This window comes from Rheinheimera pacifica, from assembly GCF_024809855.1.
Lineage (GTDB): Bacteria > Pseudomonadota > Gammaproteobacteria > Enterobacterales > Alteromonadaceae > Alishewanella > Alishewanella pacifica_A.
In genome coordinates this window covers 622,026-635,959 of record NZ_JANUEM010000001.1, presented here as the reverse complement: position 1 = coordinate 635,959, position 13,934 = coordinate 622,026, and the positions used below count along the sequence as shown (strand labels likewise).

11 protein-coding genes are annotated in these 13,934 nt (G+C 50.0%); 8 read left to right on the top strand and 3 right to left on the bottom strand.

Annotated elements, in window-relative coordinates; translation table 11 throughout:
- Nucleotides 1-7: 7 nt before the first annotated feature.
- The gene (gene glnE / locus M2404_RS02860) at nt 8-2,815 is read left to right on the top strand and encodes a bifunctional [glutamate--ammonia ligase]-adenylyl-L-tyrosine phosphorylase/[glutamate--ammonia-ligase] adenylyltransferase (protein WP_259238195.1); all 2,808 of its coding nucleotides are present in this window, start codon (nt 8-10) and stop codon (nt 2,813-2,815) included.
- Here glnE and M2404_RS02855 read toward each other — a convergent pair.
- The 3 genes from M2404_RS02855 to tolC form a co-directional block, all read right to left on the bottom strand.
- On the bottom strand, nt 2,802-3,389 hold the full coding sequence (locus tag M2404_RS02855) for a toxin co-regulated pilus biosynthesis Q family protein (RefSeq protein ID WP_259238194.1): 588 nt from the start codon (nt 3,387-3,389) through the stop codon (nt 2,802-2,804). The two genes, glnE and M2404_RS02855, sit on opposite strands and share 14 nt — an antisense overlap.
- 3 nt (nt 3,390-3,392) lie before the next feature.
- Nucleotides 3,393-4,325, bottom strand: a complete 933-nt coding sequence (gene lpxL, locus M2404_RS02850) for an LpxL/LpxP family Kdo(2)-lipid IV(A) lauroyl/palmitoleoyl acyltransferase (protein WP_259238193.1) — start codon at nt 4,323-4,325, stop codon at nt 3,393-3,395.
- A gap of 107 nt (nt 4,326-4,432) precedes the next feature.
- On the bottom strand, nt 4,433-5,728 hold the full coding sequence (tolC, locus tag M2404_RS02845) for an outer membrane channel protein TolC (protein ID WP_259238192.1): 1,296 nt from the start codon (nt 5,726-5,728) through the stop codon (nt 4,433-4,435).
- A 119-nt stretch (nt 5,729-5,847) separates the two neighbouring features.
- On the opposite strand from tolC, the gene nudF reads away from it, so the two are divergent.
- The 7 genes from nudF to parC are packed head-to-tail and all read left to right on the top strand — an operon-like array spanning nt 5,848 to nt 13,934.
- Nucleotides 5,848-6,483 carry an ADP-ribose diphosphatase gene (gene nudF / locus M2404_RS02840; RefSeq protein ID WP_259238191.1) on the top strand — a complete coding sequence of 212 codons (636 nt, stop codon included), beginning with the start codon at nt 5,848-5,850 and terminating at the stop codon, nt 6,481-6,483.
- Nucleotide 6,484: 1 nt separating this feature from the next.
- Nucleotides 6,485-6,925, top strand: a complete 441-nt coding sequence (locus tag M2404_RS02835) for a DUF1249 domain-containing protein (protein WP_259238190.1) — start codon at nt 6,485-6,487, stop codon at nt 6,923-6,925.
- A complete protein-coding gene (locus tag M2404_RS02830) occupies nt 6,925-7,704 on the top strand; it encodes a metallophosphoesterase family protein (RefSeq protein ID WP_259238187.1) in 780 nt (259 codons plus the stop codon). The genes M2404_RS02835 and M2404_RS02830 overlap by 1 nt, the downstream gene beginning before the upstream one ends.
- Complete coding sequence (locus tag M2404_RS02825) at nt 7,701-8,273, top strand: YqiA/YcfP family alpha/beta fold hydrolase (RefSeq protein ID WP_259238186.1); 573 nt, start codon at nt 7,701-7,703, stop codon at nt 8,271-8,273. The genes M2404_RS02830 and M2404_RS02825 overlap by 4 nt, the downstream gene beginning before the upstream one ends.
- 35 nt (nt 8,274-8,308) lie before the next feature.
- Nucleotides 8,309-10,204 carry a DNA topoisomerase IV subunit B gene (parE, locus tag M2404_RS02820; RefSeq protein ID WP_259238185.1) on the top strand — a complete coding sequence of 632 codons (1,896 nt, stop codon included), beginning with the start codon at nt 8,309-8,311 and terminating at the stop codon, nt 10,202-10,204.
- Between the two features lie 31 nt (nt 10,205-10,235).
- Nucleotides 10,236-11,642, top strand: coding sequence for a tetratricopeptide repeat protein (locus tag M2404_RS02815; RefSeq protein WP_259238184.1), 1,407 nt, complete (start codon nt 10,236-10,238; stop codon nt 11,640-11,642).
- A gap of 3 nt (nt 11,643-11,645) precedes the next feature.
- On the top strand, nt 11,646-13,934 hold the full coding sequence (gene parC / locus M2404_RS02810; RefSeq protein WP_259238183.1) for a DNA topoisomerase IV subunit A: 2,289 nt from the start codon (nt 11,646-11,648) through the stop codon (nt 13,932-13,934).

Below are 13,934 nucleotides of genomic sequence, written 5' to 3'. Positions count from 1 at the left end.
GTAGCATATGGCGGTTGAAACGGTGTTGCAAAGTTATCTGAACCAGATGTTAAGCCGGTTCGAACTTGACAGCTTTAGTGCAGAGGTACAGACAGTACTACGCCGGCTGTTAAGTGGTAGCAGTTTTATTGGCCGCACCTTGCAGCAACAACCGGCATTACTGGCCGAGCTGACGGACAGCACTTTATTGTTGCAAAAATTGCAGCAGCCCGTGATTGCGCTGCCTGAGGAACAGGTGCTGGATGAGACTGCCGCTTTTGCCGCATTACGCCGTTGCCGCAACGCGCAACTGTGCCGCATTCTTGCAGCTGATATGCTTAAATTGCAAACCGTTAGCCGCAGCTTGCAGTTAGTATCGCAACTGGCTGATACCTTAATTAATGCCGCTTACCACTGGACGTATCAGCAACTGAGCGAACAGTGGGGGACACCAAAGGATGAACACGGCAATGCTATGCCGTTACTGGTGCTGGGCATGGGCAAGTTGGGCGGTGGCGAGCTGAATTTTTCGTCTGACATCGATCTTATTTTTACCTATCCGGCCAACGGCGAAACTACCGGTGGAAGGCGCAGTTGTGAAAACCAGCAATTTTTTACCCGGCTGGGGCAAAAACTGATTGCTGCTTTGCATCAGGTAACTGCTGATGGCTTTGTTTACCGGGTAGATATGCGGCTGCGGCCATTTGGCGATAGTGGCCCTTTGGCACTCAGCTTTGCTGCTATGGAGGATTACTATCAGGAGCAGGGACGCGAATGGGAGCGTTATGCCATGTTAAAAGCCCGCATCCTCAACCCTGATGGCTATCACAGTACTGAATTGCAGCAGTTGCTCAAGCCGTTTATTTACCGCCGTTATATCGATTTTTCTGCTATAGAGTCGCTGCGGCGGATGAAGCAGCAAATTGAGCAGGAAAACCGTCGGCTGAACCGGCGTAACAATATTAAGCTGGGCGTAGGGGGCATTCGCGAAGTTGAATTTATTGTCCAAACCCTGCAGTTAATCCGCGGTGGCCGGATACCCGCGATGCAACAGCCCGCTTTGCTAAAGGCTCTGCCGGTGCTGGCAGAAGAAGAAGTATTAACCTGGCAGCAGGTAACAGAGCTGCAAGACGATTATCTGCTGCTGCGCACGGTAGAACAGGCACTACAGGGTATTGATGATCAGCAAACCCAAACTTTACCGCAAGACGAGTTGGCGCAAAGCCAGTTGCTGGTTTCTTTAGGGCTGGATAACTGGGCTCAGCTGCAGCAACAGATCGACACGGCTATGGCAAGAGTGCATCAACAGTTTAAGCTGGTTATTGATAATGGCGAAGAGCTGGAGCAACAGGAAATTACCCTGGGCCGGCTGATTTGGGACAGCGAACAACCGGCAGAGGAACTGGCTACTCAACTGGAATGGCTAGCGCTATCCGACGCCACTGAACTGATTAACCAACTGCAGCAGTTTAAGCAAGACTGCCAGAAGCGCAGTGTTGGCCCGCGTGGCCGAGATTATCTGGCCAAGCTTATTCCGCTGTTGCTGCATATGCTGCAACAGCAACAATCGTCGCCGACAGTGCTGAGCCGGGTATTAAGCGTGTTTCGCCAGATTGTTACCCGCACGGCCTATCTTGAGCTGCTGTTTGAAAACCCGGCTGCTCTGCAGCAACTTGTTTTGCTATGTACCCAAAGTGGTTGGCTGGCAGAGCATTTGTCGCGTTACCCGATGCTACTGGATGAACTGATTGATCCGGCACAACTTTATCAGATTGCTACTCAGGCTGATTATCAGGACCGTTTGCGCCAGCACATGCTGCGGGTAGCGTCTGATGACCTGGAATTGTTAATGGAAACATTACGCCAGTACAAGCAGGCGCAGCAATTGCGGATTGCTGCCGCTGATATCAGCGGCGTGCTGCCACTGATGAAAGTCAGCGATCATCTGACCTGGCTGGCTGAAGTATTGCTGGCGCAGGTAGTAGAACTGGCCTGGCAGCAAATGACAGAGCGCTATGGTATGCCAGCAGGTTTGGCTGACGGCGACAAAGGTTTCGCTGTTATTGCCTATGGCAAACTGGGTGGGTTAGAGCTGGGTTATGGCTCGGATCTCGATCTGGTTTTTGTACATCAGTGCGATACGCAGCAAGCTACTTCGGGCGGGCGGGCCATTGATTCACGGCAGTTTTACTTAAAACTGGTGCAGCGGGTGCTGCATCTGTGTACTACCCGTACTAACAGTGGCGTGTTGTATGAAATAGATACCCGGCTGCGGCCATCCGGCAACTCGGGGTTGTTGGCAATCCATATTCAGACATACGCTGAGTATATGCAGCAGGAAGCCTGGACCTGGGAGCATCAGGCATTGGTTCGGGCACGGGCTATTTATGGCGGTAGCGCAATACAGCAAAAGTTTGAACATATCCGCCAGCAGATATTAAGCCAACCACGTGATTTGGCCAAATTGCGTGAAGACGTGTTGCAAATGCGCGAAAAGTTGCGCCAGCACCATGGTGTAGAAGCTGCAGATCCGAAACACAGTATGGGTGGGATTGTTGATCTGGAGTTTATCAGCCAGTATCTGGTGCTGGCTTATGCTGCTGAACATGCGCAATTATATCGCTACAGTGACAATATCCGTATTCTGGATGCTGCGGCAGAGTGTGGGTTATTACCGCCACAACAAGTGCAGGCGCTGCAACAGGCTTATCAGTTGTTGCGTGGTGTGGGCCATCGCCAGACGCTGGCTCCGGCAACATTGCCAGCACAAGACAGCCTGACGCAGGCAAAACAGACGGTAGAACAATGCTGGCGGCAGCTGTTTAATCAGCTTTAGGTTTGGTATTGGCAGGGATGCAATGTTCGCTAAGATGTTCGTTGGTTTTGTCTGTGATTACCGCGGCCCGTTCACGCGGGCAGTAAAAGCTGATGACCGGTGAATGAAAATCCGGTGCTATAGCCTGTGCCACCTGATATACGGTGTCAATCAGGCTGCTGTCTACCTGAAAATACTGTTTCACTACGTAATCGCGGGGCAAGGTCCAAAACAGCTCTATGTTTTCTGCTCTGGCATATTCGGACAGTTTGGTTTTAACGGTATCACCTTCACGAAACCGGCGGTCAATAACCTGACCACGCCAGTTTGGTGCGCCCGGTACCACCACTTTAGCCCGTTGCTGTAATTGCAACGTCAGCTTATCGCTGGTGTCGGGCAGATCTAATTTGAATCTGGATAACTCTCTGGCACCATCGGCAATAGAGCCGCGGATTCTGCTGTAAAACTGGCTGAAACCGTCAGCAGCCTGGTTGACGGAATCTTTACGGATCAAAAAATCTGGTTTGGTCATGAGCAAATAGCCGAAACCACCCAACACCAGCAGCAACACTATGCTACGAAACCAGAACCACATAATTCAGCTTCCTTTGTACAATGACGGTGCATCAGGATCCGGCCGGGTTTTAAAGCGCCGGTGTAACCACATATATTGCTCAGGTGCGCGCAGTACAACCTGCTCTACCCATTGGTTTACCCGGGTAACATCTGCTTTATCGTCTCCGGTAGGAAACGGCTCCAGTGCAGGCTGCACTTCTATTTCATAACCCTGACTACCTGGCAGGCGTTGGGTAATAACCGGTATTACAGCACAATTGGCGGCATTGGCAAATAGCAAAGTACCAGTGGTTGAGGCGGTATCCTTTACTGCAAAAAACGGCACAAATTCGGCCTTGGTACGGCCATAATCCTGATCCGGCAGATAAAAACACACTTCGCCCTGATTCAGCGCCCGGATCAGGCCTTTTACATCGCGCTTGCCAATCATGTATTTATTGCTTTTGCTGCGACCATGGTAAGTCAGGTAATCCAGTAACAGGTTATTGTGGGGCCGGTAAAAACCAATACTGGGATGCGTCAAACCAAAAGCCCGGCATACGCCTTCCAGATGTAATACGTGCGGGGCAAGTAACAGCACACCTTTACCTTCAGCCCGGGCAGCGGCAATGTGTTCGTAACCTTTAAAGTGGGCAATGCGGCGTATCCGCCATTGCGGCCACCACCAGCCAATCACGGTATCAAACAGTGCTCTGCCGGTTTCAGCAAAATTGCGTTTTACCAGCGCTACCTGCTCATTTGCCGGCATCTGCGGAAAACATAATTCAATATTACGCAACGCCACCTTGCGGCGGGATTTCAGCACTTTATACAACAAGCTGCCAAAGCCTGCACCCAGTATCATCAGTACGCGGTAAGGTAACCAGCTAAGCAGCCATAGCAAAGTGGCACCGAACCAAATCAGCCAATATTGCGGTAATAAAAAACGCCAGTTGAATCGCGGAGCTTGAACCACGCCATATCCTCAACAAAAAATAATGGGCTATTGTAACGAAAATTGACGGCGGGAATAGTGAAAACTGGTAAGAGGTTCACCGCGGGGAGCGGTGAACCTGATTTAAATCAGTTCGTCAGAGCCTGATTAACTGCTGCTAAATCTTGCTCAGACAAGCTGCCAGCAGCTTGTTTTAATTGCAGCATAGTAACGATGTAAGCATAGCGTGCACTGGATAAATTACGGCGCGCTTCAAACAGGTTACGGGTGCTTTGTAGTACGTCAACTATGGTACGTGTACCTACCTCAAAACCTGCTTCAGTGGCATTTAATGCACTTTCTGCAGATACTACAGCCTGCTCTAATGCGCGGATGGAGGATATCTGTGCATTTACGCCATTAAACGACACGCGAACCTGGCGGATAACTGCGCGATGATTTAATTCCAGAGTCTGGCCAACTTCAACATAATTAGCTTTAGCGACTTCAACCCCGGCTGTTACACCACCACCGCTGTAAATAGGTACGTTCAGGTTAATACCGACAGAGCTGTTGTCTCCGCGATCAAAGCCTGAGGTTTTACTTGCACCTAACGTTGCATTTAGTCCCAGCGTTGGATAGTGGCCTGCTCTGGCCAGATCAATGTCTTTATCAGCAATATCCAGTAGCACACGTTGGCTTTTCAGTATCAGGTTATAATCTTGTGCCTGTTTGACCCAATCCTGTACTGATGCAGGAGACGGTGTGCCCGGGGCGAACTTATCAGTATTTAGCTGAGATAAAGTGTCATGGTACTGGCCGGTAATCTCACGTAAAAATTCACGTGCATTTTCCAGCTCGTTTTCTGCGGCTATTTCACGTGCTACTGCGCTGTCGTACTGCGCCTGAGCTTCATGTACGTCGGTAATAGCGGTTAAGCCCACAGCAAAACGTTGTTTAGTTTGCTCTAACTGGCGCTCAATAGCGCGCTTTTCTGCCTGCGCAAAGCCCAGATCGTCAGAGGCACCTAAAACGTTAAAGTAAGCATTGGTTACCCGTACAATCAGGTTTTGCATTTCGCTGTCGTATACTGTCTGAACCTGCAAGGCAACTTGCTCAGCACGGGATAAGCGCTTCCAGTCGCCCCAGTTAAAAAGGGTCTGCTGTAAGGTAATTTCTGCTGTAGTGGTGTTCGGACCATCAAAATTACGACTTGCTTGATCGCGACGGCCAAAACCGGCAGTGGCTGTAACGCTTGGCAGTAAAGCAGCACGCGAGACATCAATGCTTAATGCTGCTGCATCACGGGTAGCTGCGGCACGTAATACAGTGGGGTCTTTCTGTACAGCTAACTGATAAATTTCCTGCAGATCTGCTGCAGTGGCTTGCAGGCTTAGCAAACCGAAAGTGGAGGCTAACAAGGTGCTTATTAAGGTTTTTTTCATTTTTACCAATCCTGGCCAACTAAAAGGAAACTGCACGAATAATACTCTGTTACTGTAAACTAAGTAATCATTAAACGGTAAAGTTACACGCAAGAGTGTAACAGAATGTGAGTGCAGTTATGTCTAAATTCAACTTTGGTCAGTATCCTTCATTTGGCCAGCAGGATCTGGAGATTCTCGACAAAACCACGGTTTTTCAGGGTTTCTTCCGCTTAGAGCGTTATACCTTACGCCATAGATTGTTTAACGGTAGTTGGAGCGGGCCTATTCAGCGCGAAATTTTTGAGCGTGGTCATGCGGTAGTGGTGCTGCCTTACAATGCTCAAACAGATGAACTGGTGCTGATTGAGCAAATTCGTGCCGGCGCCGCAGCTACCAGCCATAGCCCCTGGTTGCTGGAAGCGGTTGCCGGTATGATTGAACCCGGCGAGAGTGCTGAGCAGGTAGCAAAACGTGAAGCCCATGAGGAAGCAGGGTTAACAATCGACGAACTTTGGCCTATGCTTAGCTACTTATCCAGCCCGGGGGGCACTACTGAACGTATTCAGCTGTTTTTAGGCCGGATAACGCAACCGGCGCAAACCGGAGTATTTGGCCTGGCAGAAGAGCATGAAGATATTAAAGTGCATGTGGTGCCGCGCACTGCTGCGATGCAATTGCTGGCTGAGCAAAAAATTGATAATGCTGCCAGTGTCATTGCACTGCAATGGCTGGCGCTTAATCTGGACAAAGTAAAGCAAACCTGGGGAGGCTAGGGTGTGGTTTAAACGCCAGAAATATGTACCAAAATTACCGGATTTTCTGGCACTGTGCGAACGTAACTATGCGCAGTTAAACCGCTATCTGGCTGAAGATACAAAAGCAGGCCAGGCTACGGTAATTCAGGTATCGGATCTGCATTGCTATCGCATTAGTGTTATTGATGTAGCGCGCTTTACTATCACTTTACACATTGAACTGACAGACGAGCGTGACGTTTATTTCCGCCCCAGTTTTGTTGTGCGGTTATACCATGACGCCCGGGTGGCTGAAGTGCTGGCCTGCCAGCAGATAAGCGGCTTTAAAGCCCGTTATGATTACCCTAATCTGGACATGCTGTTACCAGATGAAAAACGCCAGATTAACCTGCTGCTACGTGACTGGCTAAAATTATGTGCCGGCCAGGGCTATATAAACCGCGAGTTAGCATTCGCCTGATGCAGTACCGTTTTAACCCGAAACCAGCATACCGTATTGCCCAACTGAGTGACTGCCATTTGCTTGCAGCGTTTAATGATACCTACCAGCAAATACAACCAGCCATGCACCTGGCAGCTATTATCGATACGCTAATAGCGGAACAACCCGATGCGGTATTACTAACCGGCGATGTTACCCAGGATCACAGTGCAGAATCTTATCAGTTGCTGGCCCGGTTGCTGGCGCCGCTTAGCTGCCCGGTGTTTTGTTTGCCCGGTAATCATGATGATATTACCCAGCTTGAGGTATTATGCCAGCAAGCGCCGTTCCGGCCAGAGTGCAGCCTGCAACTGGCGCACTGGCAGTTGTTGCTACTTGATACCAAGGGGCCGACGCCTGCCGGTGTTTTCCCGCCAGCTCAGCAACAATGGCTGGCAGAGCAATGCAAGCAAAGTACTGCGCAGGCACTGTGGTTGTTTTGTCATCATCACCCGCGGCCACTTAATTGCTTTATTGATAAACACGGCCAACTGGATCAAGCCGGTCTGTGGCAGACTATAGCTGTCGAGCCACGTATTCGTGGTATTGCCCACGGCCATGCGCACTATGCCTATCACCGGCGTGAGCATAATATTGATATTGTTGGTTGCCCGGCCAGCTCAGTGCAGTTTTTGCCAACGCCTGATTGGCAAACCGTCAATGGCGGGCCGCAGTGGTGTGACTGGTTTTTTTCTGCCTCGGGCAAGGTAAGCTGGCAGTTCCGCCAACTTGATTTAACCGCGAAGAAGTACGAATGAATAGAAAAGTAGTGTATTTACATGGTTTTGCCAGCTCTTCGCTGTCAGACAAAGCAGTGCAGACCAAAACATTTTTTCAGCAACATTACCCGCATACCGATTTTAGCGCGCTGGATTTGCCCTATGAGCCGACAGCTGCGCTGGCGCTTATTCAGCAACACATAGGCCTGCGGCGTGATGTGGCATTAATTGGCAGTTCGCTGGGGGGCTTTCTGGCTACCTGCATAGCCGAACAAATTAACTGCCGCGCCTGCCTGATTAACCCTGCGGTGGCACCACACACTGTATTAAATCAGCATTTGGGTCGCTATTATCATCCGGTACTGCAACAGCACTATGATGTAACTGCAGCGCATATGGCGGCATTGCAGCAACTGATGCCTGTGCGGTTACAACAACCACAGAATTATCTGGTGCTGTTGCAAAGCGGTGATGAAGTGTTAGATTACCGCTTAGCGCTTGATTACTATCAGGGCGCAGAAATAAAACTGAGCGAAGGTGGCGATCACAGTTATGTCGGCTATGCCGCGCAACTTGCGACTATTGCCAATTTTTGCCAACTCGCGTAAAACGCGCTTAATCCTATCAGCCAGTGACCGAGACTATGACATCACAACAGTATAACGCCGATTCGATTGAAGTACTGACCGGGCTTGAACCTGTGCAGCGTCGCCCCGGAATGTATACCGACACCACCAGGCCCAATCATCTCGGCCAGGAAGTTATTGATAACAGTGTCGATGAAGCATTAGCAGGCCATGCCGATACCGTGCAGGTAATATTGCATGACGATCAGTCGCTGGAAGTCATAGATAATGGCCGTGGTATGCCGGTAGATATTCACCCGGAAGAGGGGGTTACCGGCGTAGAACTAATTTTCTGCCGCCTGCACGCCGGCGGTAAGTTTTCTAATAAAAACTATCAGTTCTCCGGTGGTTTACACGGTGTGGGTATTTCGGTAGTAAATGCGCTATCCAGCCGGGTTGATGTAACTGTACGCCGTGACGGTAATATTTATGAAATGGCGTTTGAGCATGGTAATAAAGTATCTGAGCTGAGCATTACCGGTACCGTAGGCAAGCGCAATACCGGCAGCCGGGTGCGGTTTTGGCCAACAGCATCGTATTTTGATTCACCAAAGTTTTCAGTCAGCCGTATGCTGCATGTGCTAAAAGCCAAGGCGGTATTGTGCCCGGGCTTAACGGTGAGCTTTGACGACAAAGTAAACCAGCAGCAGTATCAGTGGTGTTATCAGAATGGTATTAAAGATTATCTGGCTGAATCGGTAAAAGATTATATCTGCCTGCCCGAACAGCCGTTTACCGGCAATTTCAGTGCCAGCACCGAAGCGGTGGAATGGGCACTGTTATGGTTGCCGGAAGGCGGCGAACTGGTAACCGAAAGCTATGTAAACCTTATTCCTACAGCTCAGGGTGGTACCCACGTTAACGGTTTACGCCAGGGTTTACTGGAAGCACTACGCGAGTTTTGCGAGTTTCGTAACCTGTTGCCGCGTGGTATTAAGCTGTCGCCGGAAGATATCTGGGATCGCTGCGCTTATATTTTGTCATTGAAAATGCAGGATCCGCAGTTTGCCGGCCAAACCAAAGAGCGTTTGTCTTCGCGCCAGTCGGTGGCTTTTGTTTCAGGCATTGTTAAAGATGCCTTTAGCCTATGGCTGAACGAACATACTGATATTGCTGAAAGCCTGGCTGATTTTTGTATTAATAATGCGCAAAAACGGCTGAAAGCGGCAAAAAAGGTGGTACGCAAAAAAATTACCTCAGGCCCGGCCTTGCCCGGCAAGCTGGCAGATTGTTCAGCACAGGATCTTAACCGCACCGAGTTGTTTCTGGTTGAGGGTGATTCTGCAGGCGGTAGTGCCAAGCAGGCACGGGATCGTCAGTTTCAGGCAGTAATGCCTTTACGCGGCAAAATTCTTAATACCTGGGAAGTAGAGTCGGGCCAGATCCTGGCTTCGCAGGAAGTACATGATATCTCTGTTGCCATAGGCATGGACCCGGACAGTGCCGATTTAACCGCATTGCGTTATGGCAAGATTTGTATCTTAGCCGACGCTGACTCCGATGGTTTACACATTGCCACTTTATTATGCGCGCTGTTTATGCGCCACTTTAGCAGCCTGGTGGCTGCAGGCCATGTTTACGTTGCCATGCCGCCGCTTTACCGTATTGATATTGGTAAAGATGTGTACTACGCACTGGACGAAGATGAGAAAAATGGTGTGCTGGATCGGATAGAAGCCGAGAAAAAGCGTGGCAAGGTTAACGTGCAGCGGTTTAAAGGGTTGGGTGAAATGAACCCGTTGCAACTGCGTGAAACTACTATGGACCCCAATACCCGGCGTTTAGTGCAGCTTACGGTAGATGATGTCACGCAAACGATGGAATTGATGGATATGCTGCTGGCGAAAAAACGTGCCACAGACCGGCGCGACTGGCTGGAATTAAAAGGCGATAAAGCCGCCATTACTGTATAGGCTGCTGTAACAATAATAAGGCGCTATAACGGTGACAAAACACATTACAGTAATACTTCTGGGCAGTGCTCTGTTGTTTAGTCAGGGCTTGTATAGTGCACCACTACCAGGCTGGTTGCAGCAGGTGGTTGAACAGAAACGCCAGCAGCCAGAACAAATGCTGGCATTACTACAGCAACACCAGGCCGATTTGCCAGGCTTACCTGAGCCGGTGCAGGCGCAGTGGTATGCCGAACAAGCTGCACTGTTTGCCGCACTGGGGCGGCATCAGGAGCAGCAGCAAGCGGCAGAGCAGGGGCTGGCCTTGTTAGGCGAGTTGCAATCATTAGCCAAAGTAGAGCTGTTATATATGCTGGGCTTTGCCAGAGAAATGCAGGCTGATGATACCAGCGCTTTGCAGCATTATGAACAGGGTATAGCACTGGCAACTTTGCTGGATGATGAAAAACTTATCTTGCTCGGCCAGATTAATCAGGCCGCAGTGTTTAGCAACCGGAACCAGAACCAGCAGGCGCTGGCGTTGTTAAAAGATACCTATCAGCGTGCACAGCGGCTGGATGATACCGAGGTGCTGGCCGAAGCTAACGCCGAACTGGGGTTACTTTATGCGTCACTGGCTTACGAGGAAGACGGTATACCCTTGCTGCAAACCGCGCTGACATTATATGAACAGCTGGGCTGGCAGAAAAACCAAATCACCGTATTGTTTAATCTGGCCCGTACCTACGGCTTTTTAGAACAGTATGAATTATCGCTGCAACACTACAATACAATGCTGCAAAGAAGTCAGCAGTCGCAAGACAAGGTGAATTTGTATCATGCCTATCTTGGCCTGGCGATCACCAGTAGCCAGAGTAGTGGCGGTGACGTAGCACTAAGCTATATCGCCAAAGCGGAGGAGTATCTGCCGCAGTTGCAGTCTAAAGCACATATTTCTACTCATTATTACGAAAAAGCGCTTATTTATCAGAAGCTAAAGCAAAGCTCGCTGGCTATGCAGCAATTAATGTTATCTGAACAAAGCCTGAGGAATGATGGGGTTGAAGATGATAGCCCAATCCGGCTGGGCATTATGTATTTAAAAGCCGAGCTGCAGGCTGAACAGGGCCAGTTTGACCGGGCTTACCGGCAACTGCATGATTTTGTTTTACTGTTTCAGGAAGTACGTAACAAAGAGAATGAGCTGGCGATAGAGCAGATGCGGCTTAACTTTGATCACGAACAACAACAGCAACGCAACCGCTTGCTGGTACAGGATAATGAACTAAAAGCGCTGCGGTTAAACCAGGCTGAGCGCGAACGCCAGGTGCAGCTGTTGTGGCTTAGCATTCTGGGTTGTTCAACATTAATATTACTGATTTTATTGCTGTGGCAACTTAACCGGCATAAAGCGAAAAACCGCTCTGCAGCCAGTAATGCCGCAGAGCAGACAGGATAAGCTATGACAGAAACCGTAATTTCACAAGATGGTGTAGAGCAGTTACCACTGCGTCGTTTTACCGAAGAAGCTTACTTAAATTACTCCATGTACGTCATTATGGACCGTGCCTTGCCACATATAGGTGATGGGCTTAAACCGGTACAGCGGCGTATTGTTTATGCCATGTCTGAGCTGGGTTTGTCGCATCTGGCTAAATATAAAAAGTCTGCCCGTACTGTCGGTGACGTACTGGGTAAATTTCACCCACACGGCGACAGTGCCTGCTACGAAGCTATGGTATTGATGGCTCAGCCGTTCTCTTACCGTTATCCGCTGGTTGACGGTCAGGGTAACTGGGGGGCGCCGGATGATCCGAAATCTTTCGCGGCAATGCGTTACACCGAAGCCAAGTTATCGCGCTTCTCCGAAGTGCTGTTGTCTGAGCTTGGCGCAGGTACTACTGACTGGCTACCGAACTTTGACGGCACACTGGAAGAGCCAAAAGTGCTGCCGGCACGCCTGCCACACATATTGCTGAACGGTATTACCGGTATTGCCGTGGGTATGGCTACAGATATACCGCCGCACAACGCGCGTGAAATAGCCCATGCCTGTGCTGCTTTGCTGGATAACCCGCACAGCAGCGTAACGGACTTAATGCAATATGTAAAAGGCCCGGATTACCCGACTGATGCCGAAATTATCAGCCCGGCAGCTGATCTGGCCGCCATTTATGAAACCGGCCGCGGCAGTGTAAAAATGCGCGCAGTGTACAGCCAGGAAGACGGCGATATTGTGATCACAGCATTGCCGCATCAAACGTCGGGTTCTAAGGTGCTGGAGCAGATAGCCGCGCAGATGCAGGCAAAAAAACTGCCCATGGTCAGCGACTTACGCGACGAGTCGGATCACGAAAACCCAACCCGTATTGTCATAGTGCCGCGTTCTAACCGCATTGATGTTGAACAGTTAATGCAGCATCTGTTTGCTACCACCGACCTGGAAAAAAGCTACCGGGTTAATATTAATATTCTTGGCCTGGACCAACGACCACGGGTAAAAAACCTGCTGGAAATTCTGACCGAATGGTTAACTTTCCGCCGTGACATCGTGCGTCGGCGTTTGCAGCACCGGCTGGATAAAGTGCTGGATCGCATGCACGTGCTGGAAGGCTTATTAATTGCCTTTCTAAATATTGACGATGTGATCCGTATTATCCGTACCTTTGACGATCCTAAAGCCGAGTTGATAGCCTTTTTTGGCGTTACCGAACGCCAGGCTGAAGCTATTTTAGAGCTGAAGTTACGCCATTTAGCCAAACTGGAAGAAATGAAGATCCGTGGCGAGCAGGATGAACTGGCCAAAGAGCGGGACAAATTGCAAAGCATTTTAGGTTCAGAGAAAAAGCTGACCAAACTCATTCGTGACGAGCTGTTAGCCGATGCTGAAAAATACGGTGATGAGCGCCGCAGCCCGATAGTGATGCGCGGTGAAGCCAAAGCCTTAAGTGAAAAAGAGCTGCTGCCCAGTGAACCGGTTACCGTAGTGTTGTCGGAAAAAGGTTGGGTACGCTGTGCCAAAGGCCATGATGTTGATGGCAATGCATTAAGTTACAAGGCCGGTGATGCTTTCAAGGCCCTGGCAACAGGGCGGTCAAACCAGCTGGCGGTATTTATTGACTCTTCCGGGCGCAGTTTTGCCACCGAAGCACACGAACTGCCTTCTGCCCGTGGCCAGGGCGAGCCATTAAGTGGTCGCTTTGCTGTGGTGGCAGGAGAGAGCTTCGATCATGTGTTACTGGGCGACGAAAAACAGGTATTGTTGCTGGCGTCTGACGCCGGTTATGGTTTTGTAGCCGAATACAGTGATTTACTCAGCCGTAATAAAGCCGGTAAAGCGGTGTTAAGTTTACCGGTGGGGGCTAAAGTGCTGCCGCCGTTAGTGGTAAAGCAGCCTGAAACAGATCTGGTGCTGTGTATTTCCAATGAAGGCCGCATGCTGGTATTCCCGGTTGCCGACCTGCCCAAACTCAGTAAAGGTAAAGGCAATAAGCTGATGTCTATACCGTCGGCCCGTGCAGCCAGCCGTGAAGAGTATGTTTGTCAGTTGGCGATAGTGCCGGCAGATGGCAGCGTTACCTTAGTGGCGGGTAAGCGTAAATTAGGCTTAAAAGCAGACGATTTAGCGCATTACCATGGCGAGCGTGGCCGGCGCGGCAATAAATTACCGCGGGGCTTACAGCGTATTGATGAAGTACTGGTTAACCATGGGGCTGAAGCCAGCAGTGATCAAACCAGCAGTACCGAATAA

Bases quoted from the DNA above. Each gene is read 5' to 3' on its own strand.
- glnE (WP_259238195.1), top strand. From the start codon at position 8: ATGGCGGTTGAAACGGTGTTGCAAAGTTATCTGAACCAGATGTTAAGC.
- M2404_RS02855 (WP_259238194.1), bottom strand. From the start codon at position 3,389: ATGTGGTTCTGGTTTCGTAGCATAGTGTTGCTGCTGGTGTTGGGTGGT.
- tolC (WP_259238192.1), bottom strand. From the start codon at position 5,728: ATGAAAAAAACCTTAATAAGCACCTTGTTAGCCTCCACTTTCGGTTTG.
- nudF (WP_259238191.1), top strand. From the start codon at position 5,848: ATGTCTAAATTCAACTTTGGTCAGTATCCTTCATTTGGCCAGCAGGAT.
- M2404_RS02830 (WP_259238187.1), top strand. From the start codon at position 6,925: ATGCAGTACCGTTTTAACCCGAAACCAGCATACCGTATTGCCCAACTG.
- M2404_RS02825 (WP_259238186.1), top strand. From the start codon at position 7,701: ATGAATAGAAAAGTAGTGTATTTACATGGTTTTGCCAGCTCTTCGCTG.
- parE (WP_259238185.1), top strand. From the start codon at position 8,309: ATGACATCACAACAGTATAACGCCGATTCGATTGAAGTACTGACCGGG.
- parC (WP_259238183.1), top strand. From the start codon at position 11,646: ATGACAGAAACCGTAATTTCACAAGATGGTGTAGAGCAGTTACCACTG.